The 17,302-nt window shown below is 69.1% G+C and carries 13 protein-coding genes and 2 tRNA genes; 12 read left to right on the top strand and 3 right to left on the bottom strand.

Features of this window, described 5'->3' with window-relative positions; all coding sequences use genetic code 11:
- Positions 1-89: 89 nt before the first annotated feature.
- Entirely contained in the window at positions 90-632 is a 543-nt protein-coding gene (locus IF02_RS33895) for a DUF4262 domain-containing protein (RefSeq protein WP_158708531.1), read from the top strand.
- A 364-nt stretch (positions 633-996) separates the two neighbouring features.
- Here IF02_RS33895 and IF02_RS0121700 read toward each other — a convergent pair.
- Positions 997-1,067 (bottom strand) — tRNA-Gly (locus tag IF02_RS0121700).
- 168 nt (positions 1,068-1,235) lie between these two features.
- Between IF02_RS0121700 and IF02_RS0121695 the strand changes: the two genes are divergently transcribed.
- The 5 genes from IF02_RS0121695 (at position 1,236) to clpX (ending at position 5,983) form a co-directional block, all read left to right on the top strand.
- Positions 1,236-1,312: transfer RNA gene (locus IF02_RS0121695), tRNA-Pro, on the top strand.
- Positions 1,313-1,475: 163 nt separating this feature from the next.
- A complete protein-coding gene (gene tig, locus IF02_RS0121690) occupies positions 1,476-2,858 on the top strand; it encodes a trigger factor (protein WP_030159380.1) in 1,383 nt (460 codons plus the stop codon).
- 309 nt (positions 2,859-3,167) lie between these two features.
- Complete coding sequence (locus tag IF02_RS0121685; protein ID WP_030159379.1) at positions 3,168-3,785, top strand: ATP-dependent Clp protease proteolytic subunit; 618 nt, start codon at positions 3,168-3,170, stop codon at positions 3,783-3,785.
- A gap of 86 nt (positions 3,786-3,871) precedes the next feature.
- Complete coding sequence (locus IF02_RS0121680; protein WP_030159378.1) at positions 3,872-4,543, top strand: ATP-dependent Clp protease proteolytic subunit; 672 nt, start codon at positions 3,872-3,874, stop codon at positions 4,541-4,543.
- A 153-nt stretch (positions 4,544-4,696) separates the two neighbouring features.
- Positions 4,697-5,983 carry an ATP-dependent Clp protease ATP-binding subunit ClpX gene (gene clpX / locus IF02_RS0121675; RefSeq protein WP_030159377.1) on the top strand — a complete coding sequence of 429 codons (1,287 nt, stop codon included), beginning with the start codon at positions 4,697-4,699 and terminating at the stop codon, positions 5,981-5,983.
- Positions 5,984-6,058: 75 nt separating this feature from the next.
- On the opposite strand, the gene IF02_RS0121670 is transcribed toward clpX, so the two are convergent.
- Positions 6,059-6,979: a hypothetical protein gene (locus IF02_RS0121670; protein WP_030159376.1), complete on the bottom strand. Its 921-nt coding sequence runs from the start codon at positions 6,977-6,979 to the stop codon at positions 6,059-6,061.
- Between the two features lie 129 nt (positions 6,980-7,108).
- On the opposite strand from IF02_RS0121670, the gene IF02_RS0121665 reads away from it, so the two are divergent.
- The 6 genes from IF02_RS0121665 to IF02_RS0121640 all read left to right on the top strand — a co-directional run bounded on the left by IF02_RS0121665 (position 7,109) and on the right by IF02_RS0121640 (position 16,187).
- A complete protein-coding gene (locus IF02_RS0121665) occupies positions 7,109-9,730 on the top strand; it encodes a valine--tRNA ligase (RefSeq protein ID WP_030159375.1) in 2,622 nt (873 codons plus the stop codon).
- A 171-nt stretch (positions 9,731-9,901) separates the two neighbouring features.
- Positions 9,902-11,302: a glycoside hydrolase family 26 protein gene (locus IF02_RS32590; protein WP_158708530.1), complete on the top strand. Its 1,401-nt coding sequence runs from the start codon at positions 9,902-9,904 to the stop codon at positions 11,300-11,302.
- Positions 11,303-11,304: 2 nt separating this feature from the next.
- Positions 11,305-12,120, top strand: coding sequence for a hypothetical protein (locus tag IF02_RS0121655; protein ID WP_030159374.1), 816 nt, complete (start codon positions 11,305-11,307; stop codon positions 12,118-12,120).
- Positions 12,121-12,195: 75 nt separating this feature from the next.
- Entirely contained in the window at positions 12,196-13,590 is a 1,395-nt protein-coding gene (locus tag IF02_RS0121650) for a glycosyltransferase family 2 protein (RefSeq protein WP_030159373.1), read from the top strand.
- Positions 13,587-14,942 (top strand): glycoside hydrolase family 113, encoded by a 1,356-nt coding sequence (locus IF02_RS0121645; protein WP_234318292.1) that lies wholly within the window; start codon positions 13,587-13,589, stop codon positions 14,940-14,942. The genes IF02_RS0121650 and IF02_RS0121645 overlap by 4 nt, the downstream gene beginning before the upstream one ends.
- 96 nt (positions 14,943-15,038) lie before the next feature.
- Positions 15,039-16,187: a sensor histidine kinase gene (locus IF02_RS0121640; protein WP_030159370.1), complete on the top strand. Its 1,149-nt coding sequence runs from the start codon at positions 15,039-15,041 to the stop codon at positions 16,185-16,187.
- 57 nt (positions 16,188-16,244) lie between these two features.
- On the opposite strand, the gene IF02_RS0121635 is transcribed toward IF02_RS0121640, so the two are convergent.
- Positions 16,245-17,294 carry a rod shape-determining protein gene (locus IF02_RS0121635; protein WP_051696430.1) on the bottom strand — a complete coding sequence of 350 codons (1,050 nt, stop codon included), beginning with the start codon at positions 17,292-17,294 and terminating at the stop codon, positions 16,245-16,247.
- Positions 17,295-17,302: the final 8 nt, after the last annotated feature.

Below are 17,302 nucleotides of genomic sequence, written 5' to 3'. Positions count from 1 at the left end.
TCGCCTTCGTCGGTACCACCCCTGAGGTGCTCACCGACCGGACCAGAGACCCAGACAGCCCCCGGAACCGAGAGGCTTACCATCCCCGGATGGACGATTCCCCTTGCTTCTGTCTGCTCTGCGCCCCGACTGAATGGGGCGGACCCGCCTCGGATGAACGCGATCGGCGCATCGCGGAGAGTGTCACGGACCATGGGTGGCACGTCATGGGAGTGGCTGGGGGTGATGCCCCGGGAGACTGGGGCTATTCCATCGGTCTTTGGCACACACTGCGCAGTCCTGAGGTAAGCGTCTTCGGCCTCCCGTCCCAGACGGCGATGCGCGTGGCGAACGCCGCTGGGGCAGCCATACGCGACGGCATCCCGCTTGAGCCCGATCAGCGCCGCGGGGACGTTCTCAACGGCTACGACGTCGCCGTCCGGCCCGTGCATCCCAGCTGGTATCACGACTTCTTCGGTGCGGGCGTCGACTTCTACCAGACCCCGCCACTGCCCATGACGCAGTTGTTCTGGCCCGACAAGGCCGGGCGATTCCCGTGGGACGAGGGAGTGGAGGAGCACTGTCGCTTGCGTCAACCGTTGCTCTGGATGCCGAAGGATGAGACCACGGGCCCTTGGGCTGAACTGGACTGATCCGCCGGCGCTAGCCAGCGATGACAGCTCCCCACCCCCACCACAAACCAACCTGTACCCGCTCGACCGGCCCTGTCATCCCGGAGCCTGAGCGCCCCCGCCGGAGGCATCGTTCTGACCGGTGCATGGCTCGAGGCTGGGGCGGTAGGACCGTTCTCGAGTTGATGACCCGGATGGGGAACAGCGCCGCCCGTGCCGCCCCGGTCCGTCAGTGCGCCGGCAGCGGCCGAGGTGCTGAGGAAGATCGTGCGGGGCGCGTGGGAGAGAGAGGGCGCGCAGGGGGCACGCCGAGTTGATCGGGGCCCGGGGACGACTAAGGGCCAGGCGGAGGAAACTTCCTCTGACCTGGCCCTTCGTGCTTCAGAGCGGGCGACGGGAATCGAACCCGCGTAGCTAGTTTGGAAGACTAGGGCTCTACCATTGAGCTACGCCCGCAACACGTGCGCCGCAGGTCCGGGGACCGCGGCACGGACAGCATCCTAGCGGGTCGGGCCGGGGGAGTGCACACCCCATTGGCGGGCCGCCGTGCGGCGTCCGGAAACCTCCGCTCAAAACCCCGCGCATCAGAGGGTCCCCGGCCATGTACCCTACGTGTCGCACCGACGGGGTGTGGCGCAGCTTGGTAGCGCGTCCGCTTTGGGAGCGGAAGGTCGTCGGTTCGAATCCGGCCACCCCGACCACCACCATCGCCATCTCAAGATCGCGTTGTGGGCTGATTGCCGCTTGCGGTTACTATGCAAGCTGCGTGCCCGTGTGTCTGATGTACCGGGCCGAATCCGCCGAACCGCTGAATCGCAGCGTGGACGCAGAACCCCCAGCAGTCAGCCACAAGGAGACCGAACCGTGAAGAGCGCCGTGGAGACCCTGAACCCGACTCGGGTTCGGCTCACTGTTGAGGTGCCCTTCGAGGAGCTCAAGGACAGCCTCGACGCGGCGTACAAGAAGATCAACCAGCAGGTCACGGTGAAGGGCTTCCGCAAGGGCAAGATCCCCGCCCGGGTCATCGACCAGCGCTTCGGTCGCGGTGCGGTGCTGGAGGAGGCCGTCAACGACGCCCTCCCGAAGTTCTACACCGAGGCGGTCAACGAGGCCGACCTGAACCCGCTGGGCCAGCCCGAGGTCGACATCACGGAGCTGAAGGACGGCGAGCTGCTGGCCTTCACCGCCGAGGTCGACGTCCGCCCCGAGATCGAGATCCCGGACTACTCCGGCATCGAGGTCGAGGTCGACGCGGTCGAGGTCTCCGACGAGGACATCGAGAAGTCGGTCGAGCAGCTGCGCGGCCGCTTCGCGTCCACGAAGGACGTCGAGCGCGCCGCCGCCGAGGGTGACGTCGTCACCATCGACCTGGAGGCCAAGGTCGACGGCGAGGTGCTGCCCGACGGCGTCGCCTCCGACGTCTCGTACACCATCGGCTCGGGCGAGCTCCTCGACGGCATCGACGAGGCCGTCAAGGGCCTGGAGGCCGGTGGCGAGGCCACCTTCACCTCCCAGCTGAAGGGCGGCTCCGCCGAGGGCAAGGACGCCGAGGTCACCGTCAAGGTCACCAAGGTCTCCGCCAAGGAGCTCCCGGAGCTGGACGACGAGTTCGCGCAGATGGCGAGCGAGTTCGACACCCTCGAGGACCTCAAGGCGGACAGCCGCAAGCGCCTCGAGAACATGAAGCAGTACGACCAGGCCACGCAGGCCCAGGAGCGCGTCCTGGAGAAGCTGCTGGAGCTCGTCGAGGTGCCGATCCCCGAGAAGCTGCTCGAGGACGAGGTCAACACCCGCAAGCACAACCTGGAGCACCACCAGCTCGGCCAGATGGGCCTGACCATCGAGAAGTACCTGGAGTTCCAGGGCAAGACGGTCGAGGAGTTCGACGCCGAGACCAAGGACCAGGCGATCAAGGGCATCAAGACCCAGTTCGTCCTGGACGCGCTGGTCAACAAGGAGAAGCTGGGCGTCGACCAGGAGGAGCTCACCGAGCACCTCATGCGCCGTGCGGCCTCCTCCGGCATGTCCCCCGACCAGTTCGCCCAGGCCGTCGTCGAGGGTGGCCAGGTGCCGATGCTCGTCGGCGAGGTCGCCCGCGGCAAGGCCCTCGCGGTCGTCGTCGAGGCCGCCAAGGTCGTCGACACCAACGGTGAGGTCGTGGACCTCTCCGACGACGAGGACGAGACCGAGACGGCCGCCGAGACCGTCGAGGCCGCTGTCGAGGGTGACGCCGACGAGGCCAAGTAACACCCTGGGTGCCGCCCTGCGCGGCACCCGCTGAGCAGCACCGGGAAAGGCCCGTACACAGCCGTGTGCGGGCCTTTCCGCACGTCTGGAGAACGTCCCGGAGCAGGTCCCCGAGCACCCGCGGACCTTGCGCTCCGAGCGAACAGTTCGGGAAGCGGGATGGCGTTGTCCTACCTGCGCGTTAGGGTCCATGAATACGAGGGCACGGGAGTACCCGGAGGCCGGCGGCCACCGCCGCCCCCACCGGTCCGCGCCCCAGAACGAGACGCTGAGACGGCAAGTGGCCGTCGGAGACGAGCAGGTGGATACGTGACGAATCTGAAGCCTTACGCCGCGGGTGAGCCGTCCATCGGTGGCGGCCTCGGCGACCATGTCTACAACCGGCTGCTCGGCGAGCGCATCATCTTCCTCGGCCAGCAGGTCGACGACGAAATCGCGAACAAGATCACGGCGCAGCTCCTCCTCCTGGCCGCGGAGCCGGAGAAGGACATCTACCTGTACATCAACAGCCCGGGCGGCTCGGTGACGGCGGGCATGGCGGTCTACGACACCATGCAGTACATCCCGAACGACGTCATCACCATCGGCATGGGCATGGCGGCCTCCATGGGCCAGTTCCTGCTCACCGGCGGCGCCACGGGCAAGCGCTTCGCGCTCCCGAACACCGACATCCTGATGCACCAGGGTTCCGCCGGCATCGGCGGCACCGCCTCGGACATCAAGATCCAGGCCGAGTACCTGCTGCGCACGAAGCAGCGCATGGCCGAGATCACCGCGCACCACTCCGGCCAGACCGTGGAGGCGATCATCCGCGACGGCGACCGCGACCGCTGGTTCACCGCGGAGGAGGCCAAGCAGTACGGCCTCATCGACGAGATCATCTCCGCCGCGTCGCTGGTCCCGGGCGGCGGCGGCACCGGGGCCTGATCCCGGCCCCGGCGCGCGGGACCTCGTACGAGGTCCCGTACGCCCGCCCGCACCCGGTAAGCCCCAGCCCGCAGAACGCCACCAGGATGGTGAACACCCAGATGCACATGAACAACCTCTCTCCCGCGAGCGGCCTCCACACCGGCGCGCCGGTGGACAACCGCTACGTCGTCCCGCGCTTCGTCGAGCGCACCTCGCAGGGCGTGCGCGAGTACGACCCGTACGCGAAGCTCTTCGAGGAGCGCGTGATCTTCCTCGGCGTGCAGATCGACGACGCCTCCGCCAACGACGTCATGGCGCAGCTGCTGTGCCTGGAGTCGATGGACCCGGACCGCGACATCTCGATCTACATCAACAGCCCCGGTGGCTCCTTCACCGCGCTGACGGCCATTTACGACACGATGCAGTTCGTGAAGCCGGACATCCAGACGGTCTGCATGGGCCAGGCGGCCTCCGCCGCCGCCGTCCTGCTGGCCGCCGGCACCCCCGGCAAGCGCATGGCGCTGCCGAACGCCCGCGTGCTGATCCACCAGCCGTCCGGCGGCACCGGCCGCGAGCAGCTCTCCGACCTGGAGATCGCGGCCAGGGAGATCCTGCGCATGCGCGACCAGCTGGAGACCATGCTGGCCAAGCACTCGACCACGCCGATCGAGAAGATCCGCGAGGACATCGAGCGCGACAAGATCCTGACGGCCGAGGACGCGCTCGCGTACGGCCTGATCGACCAGATCGTCTCGACCCGCAAGAACTCCCACTGATCCTTGCCGCCAGTTGGCGTGGGCACGTCGTCACATTCGGCGATGTGAACCACGTCAAGGGGGCCCCGTACGGGGCCCCCGGCAAGGTACCGTCGGATATGAGGCACCAGGAGCGCTGAACCAAGCGTCTCCCAGGCGAAGGGGAAGCACCTCGTGGCACGCATCGGTGACGGCGGCGACCTGCTCAAGTGCTCGTTCTGCGGAAAGAGCCAGAAGCAGGTGAAGAAGCTCATCGCAGGACCCGGTGTGTACATCTGCGACGAGTGCATCGACCTCTGCAACGAGATCATCGAGGAGGAGCTCGCGGAGACCTCCGAGGTCCGGTGGGAGGAACTCCCCAAGCCTCGTGAGATCTACGAGTTCCTGGAGAGCTACGTCGTCGGCCAGGAGCCGGCGAAGAAGGCCCTCTCGGTGGCGGTGTACAACCACTACAAGCGCGTCCAGGCCGGCGAGAACGGCGGCGCGCAGGGCCGGGACGACGCGATCGAGCTCGCGAAGTCCAACATCCTGCTGCTGGGCCCGACGGGCTCCGGCAAGACGCTGCTGGCCCAGACGCTCGCGCGCATGCTCAACGTCCCGTTCGCCATCGCCGACGCGACGGCGCTGACGGAGGCCGGGTACGTGGGCGAGGACGTCGAGAACATCCTGCTCAAGCTGATCCAGGCGGCCGACTACGACGTCAAGAAGGCCGAGACCGGGATCATCTACATCGACGAGATCGACAAGGTCGCCCGCAAGAGCGAGAACCCGTCGATCACGCGCGACGTGAGCGGCGAGGGCGTGCAGCAGGCCCTGCTGAAGATCCTGGAGGGCACGACGGCGTCGGTCCCGCCGCAGGGCGGCCGCAAGCACCCGCACCAGGAGTTCATCCAGATCGACACGACGAACGTGCTGTTCATCGTGGGCGGTGCCTTCGCGGGCCTGGAGAAGATCATCGAGTCGCGGGCCGGGGCCAAGGGCATCGGCTTCGGGGCGACGATCCGCTCGAAGCGCGAGATCGAGGCGAGCGACCAGTTCCAGGAGGTCATGCCGGAGGACCTGGTGAAGTTCGGGATGATCCCGGAGTTCATCGGCCGTCTGCCCGTCATCACCTCGGTGCACAACCTGGACCGCGAGGCGCTGCTGCAGATCCTGGTGGAGCCGCGGAACGCGCTGGTGAAGCAGTACCAGCGGCTGTTCGAACTCGACGGGGTGGAGCTGGACTTCGAGCGCGAGGCGCTGGAGGCCATCGCGGACCAGGCGATCCTGCGCCAGACGGGCGCGCGAGGACTGCGCGCCATCATGGAAGAGGTCCTGATGTCGGTGATGTACGAGGTCCCGTCCCGCAAGGACGTGGCCCGCGTGGTCATCACCTCGGACGTCGTCCGCTCGAACGTGAACCCGACGCTGGTCCCCCGCATCGTCCCGAAGGACCAGGGCCCGCAGGAGAAGTCGGCCTGACGGCCGCCTGAACAGCGCTCATGCGGAAGGGGTGCCCCCGAGGGGGCACCCCTTCCGCATGAGGTGGACCGGCCGCTACTTCTTGACGCGGGCGGTGTTGTAGAGCTTCGCCGTCAGGTCGCCGGTCTGCTCCAGGGTGTAGCCCGGCTTGCCCGCCAGGATGGAGGCGGCGTCGGAGGCGCTGACCATGGTCAGGGTGCTGTAGTCGCCCCAGATGCAGATCGGAAGGGTCAGTTCCTTCGGGCCCTTCGACGCCGTGGTGCTCGTCGACGTGATCTTCATTTCCTGGCACTTCATCACGGCGCCGCTGAACCCGGAGGGGGACATCGCCTTCGGGCTGCCGATCATCTCGACCGTCGCGGACTTGTCCTTGCCGGCGTTGAGCTTGGCGGTGGCGAAGTACGCGTCCACCGACTTCTCCGGATCCGCGAGTTCGCCGTACAGGCCCTGGAAGCTGAGGCCCTTGGTCGTCAGCGGGTTGGCCGGATCGCCGGAGCTGTAGTCCATGGCGACCCTGGTGGGGTTCTTGATGCCGATGGCCTCCAGTTCCTGGCGGTCCTTGTCGCTGAGGGGCTTCTCCTTGTAGTTCGGGTTCTTCTTGAAGTCGTCCACCGTCTCCGGGGCGACCAGCTTGTAGCCCTTCGTGGCGGACGAGACCGAGCCGGAGGCGCCGCCGCCCTTTGTGAAGTACCAGCCGGCGCCCGCGATGGCCGCCACCGCGACGACCACGGCGATCACCACGCCCGCCTTCGACTTCTTCGGCTGCTGCGGCTGCATGCCGTACGGCGGCTGCTGCGGGTAGCCGTAGGCCGGCTGGGGCTGCTGGGGCTGCTGGGGGTAGCCCTGCGGGGGGATGCCCGGCGGCGGGGGCTGCTGCGGGTAGCCGTAGCCGGGCTGCGGGGCGGGCTGGCCGTACGGTCCCGGCTGCGGGCCCCCGTACGGTCCCGGCTGCTGCGGCGGCTGGGCCCCGTACGGTCCCGGCTGGTTGTAACTCATGCCCGCGTCCCCCTTCAGGAATCCTTTATGCGTTTCAGACATCCTGGCGGAAGCCGGAGTCGCGCACGGCGCCGGGCCCCCTGATTACCGGTTTCATGACTGGACTGTTACGGCTCTAAACTGTGTCTCGTGACCGAGAACACGCAGACACCCAGCAGCCCCAACTCCGAACTGCCGACCGCGTACGCTCCGGCCGAGGTAGAGGGGAAGCTCTACGAGCGCTGGGTAGAGCGTGGGTACTTCACGGCGGATCCCGCGAGCGAGAAGCCCGCGTACACCATCGTCATCCCGCCGCCGAACGTCACCGGCTCCCTGCACCTGGGGCACGCCTTCCAGCACACGCTCATGGACGCCCTGACCCGCCGCAAGCGGATGCAGGGCTACGAGTCGCTGTGGCTGCCCGGCATGGACCACGCCGGCATCGCCACCCAGAACAAGGTCGAGCAGCAGCTCGCCGAGGAGGGCAAGTCCCGCCACGACCTGGGCCGCGAGGAGTTCGTCGAGCGCGTCTGGCAGTGGAAGGAAGAGTACGGCGGCAAGATCCTCGGCCAGATGCGCCGCCTCGGCGACGGCGTCGACTGGTCCCGTGAGCGGTTCACCATGGACGAGGGCCTCTCCAAGGCCGTCCAGACGATCTTCAAGAAGCTCTACGACGACGAGCTGATCTACCGCGCCGAGCGCATCATCAACTGGTGCCCGCGCTGCCTCACGGCCATCTCCGACATCGAGGTGGAGTACCAGGAGGACGCGGGCGAGCTCGTCTCGATCAAGTACGGCGAGGGCGAGGACACCCTCGTCGTCGCGACCACGCGCGCCGAGACGATGCTCGGTGACACGGCCATCGCCGTCCACCCGGACGACGAGCGCTACAAGCACCTCGTCGGCAAGCTCATCAAGCTGCCGCTCACCGACCGCTCCATCCCGGTGGTCGCGGACACGCACGTCGACCCCGAGTTCGGCACCGGCTGCGTCAAGGTGACGCCCGCCCACGACCCGAACGACTTCGCCATCGGGCAGCGCCACGGCCTGCCCAACATGACGATCATGGACGAGCACGGCGTCATCACCGTCCACGGCCCCTTCCTCGGCCTGGACCGCTTCGAGGCCCGGTCCGCGGTCGTCGGCGCGCTGCGCGAGCAGGGCCGGATCGTCGCCGAGAAGCGCCCGTACCTGCACTCCGTCGGGCACTGCTCCCGCTGCTCCACCACCGTCGAGCCGCGCCTGTCGCTGCAGTGGTGGGTCAAGGTCGAGACGCTGGCCAAGGCCGCCGGCGACGCGGTCCGCGACGACCGGGTCACGATCCACCCGAAGGAGATGGAGAAGCGCTACTTCGACTGGGTCGACAACCTCAACGACTGGTGCATCTCGCGCCAGCTGTGGTGGGGCCACCGGATCCCGGTCTGGTACGGCCCGGACGGCGAGATCGTCTGCGTCGGCCCGGACGACGAGGCGCCCACCGGCGAGGGCTGGCACCAGGACACCGACGTCCTCGACACCTGGTTCTCCTCCGGCCTGTGGCCGTTCTCCACGCTCGGCTGGCCGGAGAAGACCCCGGACCTGGCGAAGTTCTACTCCACCGACGTCCTGGTCACCGGCCACGACATCATCTTCTTCTGGGTCGCCCGGATGATGATGTTCGGCCTGTACGCCATGGACGGGGAGGCGCCGTTCAAGACGATCGCGCTGACCGGCCTGGTCCGCGACGAGCGCGGCAAGAAGATGTCGAAGTCCTTCGGCAACGTCGTCGACCCGCTGGACTGGATGGACAAGTACGGCTCCGACGCCGTCCGCTTCACCCTGGCCAAGGGCGCCAACCCGGGCACCGACGTGCCGATCGGCGAGGACTGGGTCCAGGCCTCCAGCAAGTTCGCCAACAAGATCTGGAACGCCACGCGCTTCGCGCTGATGAACGGCGCCACGATCGAGGGCGACCTGCCCCCGCTCGAGCAGCTGTCCGCGACGGACCGCTGGATCCTGTCCCGGCTGAACAAGACGGTCGCCCAGGTCGACGCGTACTACGAGGACTTCCAGTTCTCGAAGCTCAGCGAGGCGCTCTACCACTTCGCGTGGGACGAGGTCTTCGACTGGTACGTCGAGCTGTCGAAGACGACGTTCTTCGCGGGCGGCGAGCAGGCCAAGGTCTCCGGCCGGGTGCTGGGCGAGGTCATCGACGTCATGCTGCGCCTGCTGCACCCGGTGGTCCCGTTCGTCACCGAGACGCTGTGGACCACGCTGACCGGGCGTGAATCGCTGGTCATCGCCGAGTGGCCCAAGGACAGCGGCTTCCGCGACGAGGCCGCCGAGGCGGAGATCGAGAGCGTCCAGGCCGTCGTCACCGAGGTCCGCCGGTTCCGCAAGGAGCAGGGCCTCCAGGACGGCCAGAAGGTCCCGGCCCGCCTGGACCTGACCGGTACGGCGCTCGCCGCGCACGAGGCGGCCGTCCGCCAGCTGCTCCGCCTCCAGCCGGAGGGCGAGGGCTTCACCGCCACCGCCACCCTGCCGGTCGCCGGCGCCACGGTCGCGCTCGACCTGTCGGGCACGATCGACGTGGCCGCCGAGCGCAAGCGCCTCTCCAAGGACCTCGCGGCCGCGGAGAAGGAGAAGCAGCAGGCCGAGGCGAAGCTCGGGAACGAGGCCTTCCTGGCCAAGGCCCCCGACAACGTCGTGGACAAGATCAAGGGCCGGCTGGCCAAGGCGGAGGCCGACATCGCCCGGATCCAGGCCCAACTGGACACGCTGCCCGCCGCGTAACACGTACAAACGGTGAACCACGCGTACATACGGTGAACCATCGGCCCCCGGGCGCATAGCCCGGGGGCCGACGCGTAGGGTGACACCGGCCCCAAGGGTTGCGTGCAACCGGCAGGGGCCATTGTCGGCCTGCTGTCGACCGAGGGGGGTCTCGGAGTGTTGGGTCGTGACGTGCCAGGTCGCGAGCTGTTAGGCCGCGACCTGAAGCGCCGCAATCTCCTCCTGGGAGCGGCCGCCACCGTGGCCACGGGCGGCGCCCTCGCCGGAGTGGCGGCCTTCAGCACCTCGCGCGCGCCCGCCACCGGCCTCCAGAAGGACCTGGTGTCACGGGATCCCAAGGCCTCCAAGTCGGCCAGGTCCGTCTACCGGTTACTGGCCGGGCTGGAGGCGGACGCCCGCGCCGGCCACCGCCGCGGCACCCTCATGGGCCAGCACGCCGAGGTGCACAACGAGCGGTACAACCCGGAGTACGGCGACCACAGCGGCCCCAAACCTCCCGGCTACTACTACCGCAAGCCCCAGGACATCACCGGGAAGCTGCCGGCCTTCCTCGAACTGGACCTGGGCCCGGGCTACCAGCAGGAGAACTGGGGCGTGGGCGAGGCGCGGGACTACTCGCGCGCCGCCTGGCCCGCCCGCCGCGAGTTCTGGACCTACACCAACGACGTCGTCGACCTCGCCATGGGCGTGTGGCACGGGCTGCCCCGCAAAGACGACGGCTCGTACAACCCGACCGGCACGGAACGCCTCTGGAACGGCACCAAGACCGTGCTGCCGACCAACGGGGGAGCGCCCGCAGGCCTGGTCGGCATGTCGTTCCACCAGCCGTGGCCGGGCAGCCCCGTCAAGAGCTACGACCAGACGCTGCGCCGCAACGCGCCCTCCGCGAAGGACCCCGGCTGGATCGACCGGGTACTCACCCCCGGCACCCCCGAGCACGCCGCGCTCCTGCTCGACCTGTCCTTCCTCGCGGACCACCTCGGCTATCTGGCCGCGTACGACGTCCCCGTACTGCTGCGCCCGTACCACGAGATGAACTCGCTCGGCGGGGAGCAGAGCTTCTGGTGGGCGGGGCTGAAGCCCCAGCAGTACACGGCCCTCTGGGAGTTGCTCTACCACTACCTGGTGGGCTCCCGCGGACTGCACAACCTGATCTTCGTCTGGGCCCCCACGGCCTGGGACGGCGTCCACGGCAGCGATCCGTGGGACTTCTACCCCGGCGACGAGTACGTGGACGTCGTCGGGGTCGACGACTACAGCGGAACCCCGGACCAGCCCTTCGACAACGGTGCCTGGACGTCGACATGGCACCGCGGCCTCAAGGACTACGGCAAGCCGCGGATCCTCGCGGAGTCCTTCCACGTGCCGCTGGGCGCGGCGCAGCGCACGACCCTCGACCAGGCGCCGTGGGTGCTGTGGACCGTGTGGGGCGACGGGCTCACCGCGAAGAACTCCCCGGCGGACGTGCAGCAGACCTACAACGACCCCAAGACGATCACCGGCGGCCGTGAATCCGGCCCCGCGGGCGTGCAATGGCTCGCCTTGCACGACGGAACTTTCGAAGAGGAGTGAAGTTGAGCGCGCTGACGCCACGTGCCCACCGCGTGGCCGCCTTCGTGGCGATGGGATGGGCCGGGGTCCTGCTCCTCTGGGCCCTGTACAACTGTTTCTGGCAGGTCGGCGTCGTCGACTTCCTGCAAGGCATCGTCTACTACGGCATAGGCGACGGCTCCGGAGCCGCCGAGACGTTCAACCTCAACTGGGGCGTCGTCTACGTGGCGGGCGGCCTTCTCGTGCTCCGCGGCAACACCCTCGGCCGGGGCATCATCATCGGCGGCGCCGCCATCGAGGGCTACAACCGGATGCGCAGCCTGACGGGCGCGCTGTTCGACGAGAAGCAGACCGACTACTTCACCTCCACCCTCCAGGGCGGGTTGAAGCTGGCGACCTTCGCCGTCGGAGTCCTGGTGACCGGCGCCCTCATCGTGCTGCTGCTGCGGGACTTCGCGGCGTACGAGCCCTGGCAGCCGCCGGTGAACCCCTGGACCCAGCAGGCGCACGAGGCCCGGCAGGCGCACGAGCAGGCCCAGCGTGCGGCCGCGCAGCAGGCACAGCAGCAGCCGCAACCGCAGCCGTTCTCGCCGGCGCCTCAACCGCCGCAGCCGTCCCACGGGTTCGGGCCGCCGTCCTACCCGGCGCAGCCCGGGCCCCAGTCCCAGGTGCCGCAGACGGGCTACGCCCAGCCGCAGCCCCTGCCGCAACAGCCCCAGCAGCCGCAACAGCCCCAGCAGCCGCAGCAACCCGGCTACGGGCCCGGCCCGTACGGCGGTCAGCCCGCCTGGCCCCAGCAGCCCCAGCAGCCCCAACAGTCGCCGCCTCAACAGCAGTAGGAATCCCGAAGGACCCTTCCCATGACCCTGGCCCCCGTACAAGAGGTCGTGACGACATCCCGTCGCGATGCGAAAATGGTGCAGCGCCATGCCGACTGGAAGCCCAGCGTGCTGGCCTTCCTGCTGCCCTTCCTGGTCCTCGTCAGCTTCGGCCTGTGGGTGTTCGAGCCGAATCCGACGCCGCTGGGCTGGACGCTGTCGGTCATCTGGTCGCTGCCCGCCATCGGTGTCATGGTGGGCTTCCAGGGCGTCCTGCTGATCCGCCGCCGGCTGCGCAAGGCACACGAGATGGTTCCGCCGGCGCCGGTGGAGGAGGACTTCCTCATCGTGCTCGTGCCGACCATCGGACGCCACGACACGTACCCGGCCCTGGAGCGCTCGGTCCTCAGCTACGTGGAGCACCTTCCCCCGTACTTCCCGCTCATGCGGGTCGACGTGCTGACGGAGGAGGGCTGCGAGGCGGCCGAGCGGATCGACGACCTGGCCGCGATGAACTCCCTGATCCGGGTGGTCACCGTGCCGAAGGCGTACGAGACCGCGAACGGGACGCGGTTCAAGGCCCGCGCCAACCACTACGCGCACGAACTGCGGATCGACGAGGGCGAGGCCCTCGACGACGTCTGGGTGCTGCACATGGACGACGACACCGGGGTCGGCCCCGACACCGCCGCGTCCATGGCCCAGTTCGTCAACCGCCAGCGGCGCGAGGGCGACGAGGGCAAGCACATGGCGCAGGGGATCCTCGCGTACCCGCGCGAGAACGCGGTGAACCGCTTCACCTGGCTCGCCGACGCGGTCCGCCCCGCCGACGACATAGCCCGGTTCCGGGCCTTCACCGGTCTCGGCACCCCCGTCGCAGGCGTGCACGGTGAACTGCTGCTGCTCCGCGCCTCCATCGAGGCGACGATCGGCTGGGACTTCGGCCCGAAGGCCATCGTCGAGGACGCCCAGCTGGCGCTGACGTTCTGCCGCAAGTACCCCGGCCGCAGCGACTGGTTCAACGGCCGCTGCTACGGCGCCTCCCCGGCCACCACCAGGGACTTCATCAAGCAGCGCGAGCGCTGGGCGTGGGGGCTGGTGGCCCTTTGCTTCAACCGCACGGTGCCGTTCCGGTACCGCTGGTTCCTGATGCTGTGCATGGTCAGCTGGGTCCTCGGCCCGCTCCAGCACGTCGCGACCGTGCTCCTCGTGGCCTGGTTCATCGGCGACTTCAACACCTCGCCCGTGACCCAGTCCGTCGTGATCATGTGGTCGCTCAGCTTCGCGTACGTCATCTGGACGTACTGGGAGGGGCTGCGGCTCAACGCCCTGGTCTCGGCGAACGGCAAGCGCCGCTGGTGGGAGCCGTTCGCCGTGCTCGGCCTCATCCCGCTGTTCTCCGTGCTGGAAGGACTCGGCGGCCTGCGCGGGCTGATCAAGTTCATCAAGCGCGAGGAGAACAAGTTCGTCGTCATCGCCAAGCCCGCATGAGAAACCGAGAGCCCCTCGTGAAGAACGAGAAGAACGACAGCCGCAACAACCACGACAAGAACGACAAGAACGACAAGAACGACAAGAGCGATAAGAACCGGAAGGACCGGGCCGGAAAGACCAAGCGTTCCAAGGTCCCTCTGCTCGCGATCCTCCCGGTGACCGTGACCTCCCTGGTCCTCGGCCTGCCGTTCGTACTCGGCGACCACCCGCTGCGCTGGAGGTCGGGCTCCGCCAGGCCGATCCTGGTCCTGCACGACTCCACCCCCGCCAAGGGCGGCGGTGACACCGTCCTCGCCGGCGGGGAAGGCGGCGCGGCCGAGCCGGCCAGGCCCGCCGCGCCCGCGCTGAAGGTGGACAAGCCCTGGAAGGCCGGCATGCCCGAATGGGGAGTCCAGATCTTCTGGGAGGACAAGAAGGAGCACAGTGACGCGTACGTCGAGAAGAAGGCGCGGGAGCAGGCCGACTACCTCGTCGGACTGAAGGCCAACGCCGTCGCGGTCTCGTTCCCCTTCTACACGGAGGGCCGCACTTCGACGAAGCTCGAGGCCGGCCGCAGCACCCCGACGCCCGAGCACTTCGACACGGTCCTGCGCGTCTTCCACGAAGCGGGACTGCGCACCACCGTCCGCCCGACCCTGGACGAGGCCTCGCTCGTCCCGCCGGAGGGCTGGCGCGGCAACATCAAGCCGACCGACAAGGAGGCCTGGTTCGATTCGTACGAGGCCCTGCTCGGCCCGTACCTCGACGCGGCCCAGCGGCAGCAGGCGGCGACCTTCGTGATCGGCACGGAGCTGAACTCGATGGAGGGCCACCCGGGCTGGAAGGGCCTGATGGCGGCGGCCGGGAAGCGGTTCAAGGGCGAGGTGTCCTACGACGCCAACTGGGACAACTATGTGGGCGGCCACATCGACGTGCCCGTCAAGCGGCTCGGCGTCGACGCGTACTTCCCCGTCAAGGTCGCCGACGACGCACCGGTCGACCAGCTCGTCGACGGCTGGAACACCTGGCTGGACAAGAAGGCCAAGGGCCCGCTGCCGCGGATCGTGTTCGCCGAGGCGGGCATCAGCGCCATGGACGGCGCCTTCCACGCACCCGGCGACTTCTACACGAAGCGCAAGGTGAACCCCGCGGTGCAGGCCAACTGGTACAAGGCGGTCTGCCAGGTCGTCCGGGAGCGGAAGATGGCCGGCGTCTACTGGTGGTCGGTGTACTTCGACTCCGATCCCAAGGCCGCCCCCAAGGAGGAGGAGTCCCGGCTCAACTTCGCGGGGCGCCCGGACACCGAGCGCGAGATCCGGTCGTGCTTCGGCTCGGACTACGCGGGCCCGGGCACTGATCCAACGCCCTGATGGGTTGTGTCCCGAGTTGTCCGGAGTGTCGCACATCACGTTTTCGGCCGGGTTGGCTGATCCGATACCCCTCGCCGAGCACGGATGATGGAAGGCATGTACGTCCCGCCCGTCGCCTCGGCGCTCCACCGGGCCGCGGCCACCGGCCGACGGCTCGCCGCGAGCTGGGCCGGGTCACCCCGGGCGCTTGACGTGCTCACCGCACTCAGCTGCCTGGCGCTGATGGCGCTGGACCTGCCCGGTCTGGCCGCCGCGGACAACTCGCTCAGCGGGCCGATGGCCGCCGTCGTACTCGCCGCCGGGTGCTCCGGCCTGGTGGTGCGGCGCCGGGCGCCCTGGGTCTCGTACCTCATCGCGCTGGTCTTCATCGGCTGGCTGCACGAGCTGACGCTGATCCAGTTCGCGCTCTACTCGGTCGGCCGCTACCGGGGTCGGCGGCCCGCCGTCCTGGCCACCCTCGGGTACATCGTCTTCGCGCTGATCGTCTTCAGCGTGCCCGGCTGGCCCGAACCGCACGCCCAGACGCTCAGTGCGTTCCTCAGCCTCGTCGTGCCGATCGGGGTGCTCGCCTCGGCCGTCGGCATCGCCGCCTACCGGCACGACCTGGTGCGCGAGCTGGCCGCCGGGCGCGCCGAGTCGGCCCTGCTCCAGGCCGTCCAGCAGGAGCGCACCTCGGTCGCCCGCGACGTCCACGACTTCGTCGGCCGCGAGCTGACCCTGCTGACGGTGCGCTCCGAGGTGCTGTCGACGCGGGCGCGCGAGACGGCGTACGCGAAGGACTTCGAGGAGCTCGCCGACACCGCGCGCCGGGCCCACCTGGTGCTCAACGAGATCATCGTGCAGCGCGGGGAGCGGGCCTCGACCCCGGGGGTGGACGGGCTGCCGGCCCTCGCGGAGGAGAGCGGACGGGCCGGTTCGCCCGTACGGCTGGCCCTGGATCCGCAGGTGCACGGGCTGTCGCCGCTGCGTCAGGCCGCGGTCTACCGGGTGGTGCAGGAATGCCTGACCAACGCGGCCAAGCACGCCTGCGGCGAGACCATCGACGTGTCCATCGAGGCGGACGGCCCGCAGCTGCGGATCGCGGTCCGCAACGGCCTGCCCGTCCGGACGCCGGTGAGGGCCCCCGTCTCGGCGGGCTCGGGCACGGCGAGCATGTCCGAGCGCGTGCGCAGCCTGGGCGGATCCCTGACGGCGACGCGCACGGAGGACTCGTACACGGTCGTGGCCACCCTCCCGCGGGGGTAGCCGCCGTCAGGCCTCGGGCTTCAGGCCTCGGGGCCTCAGGTCTCGGGGCCTCAGGCCTCAGGCCTTCGCCGGGACCAGCAGGCTGTTCAGCGTGTCCAGGTCCTCCACGCATCTGCCCGAGCCCAGCGCCACGCAGTCCAGCGGGGCGTCGGCGACGAAGACCGGGATGCCCGTCGCGGAGGCCATCCGCAGGTCCAGCCCCGGCAGCAGGGCCCCGCCGCCGGTCAGCACGATGCCGTGCTCCATCACGTCGCCCGACAGCTCGGGCGGGCACTCCTCCAGGGTGGTGCGCACCGCGGCGATGATCGCCTCGACCGGCTCGTCGAGGGCGGCCCGTACGTCCGTCGCCCCCAGCGAGAGCGTCTTCGGCATGCCGCCGACCCGCTCCCGGCCGCGCACCGTGAAGGTCCGCGTCTCCAGCTCCGGCCGGTCCGGCACCGGCCAGGCCGAACCGATGCCGACCTTGACGTCCTCGGCGGTGCGCTCCCCGATGAGCAGGCCGTGCTCCTTGCGCACGTAGTCCATGATCGCGCCGTCCAGCCGGTCCCCGCCGACCCGCAGCGACTGGGAGGTGACGATCCCGCCGAGCGAGATGACGGCGACCTCGGTGGTGCCGCCGCCGATGTCCACCACCATCGAACCGCGCGGCTCGGCCACCGGCAGGCCCGCGCCGATCGCCGCCGCCATCGGCTCCTCGATCAGGTGGACCGCCTTGGCCCCCGCCCGCGTCGAGGCGTGGACGATGGCCCGCCGCTCGACGGGGGTCACCCCGGAGGGCACGCAGATCACCATCCGGGTGCGCGGCCGCCGCCCCGGCACGGCCTTGCGGACGAAGTGCCGGATCATCTCCTCGGCGGCCTCGTAGTCGCAGATGACCCCGTCCTTCAGGGGGCGGATCGCGGTGATGGAGCCGGGGGTGCGGCCGATGGTCTCCTTGGCCTCGGTCCCCACGGCCAGGGCCGTGGTGGTGCCCGCCTTCACGGCGACCACGGACGGCTCATTGAGGACGATGCCGTGCCCCCGGGCGTAGACCAGGGTGTTCGCGGTCCCCAGGTCGATCCCTATGTCGCGGCTGGAAGCGGACTTGTTGGTGCTGGCCTGCGGCATTTGTTCCC

The organism is Streptomyces sp. NRRL S-244, from assembly GCF_000717915.1.
In the GTDB taxonomy this organism is placed as follows: domain Bacteria; phylum Actinomycetota; class Actinomycetes; order Streptomycetales; family Streptomycetaceae; genus Streptomyces.
This window is presented reverse-complemented; position numbering and strand designations above follow the sequence as displayed.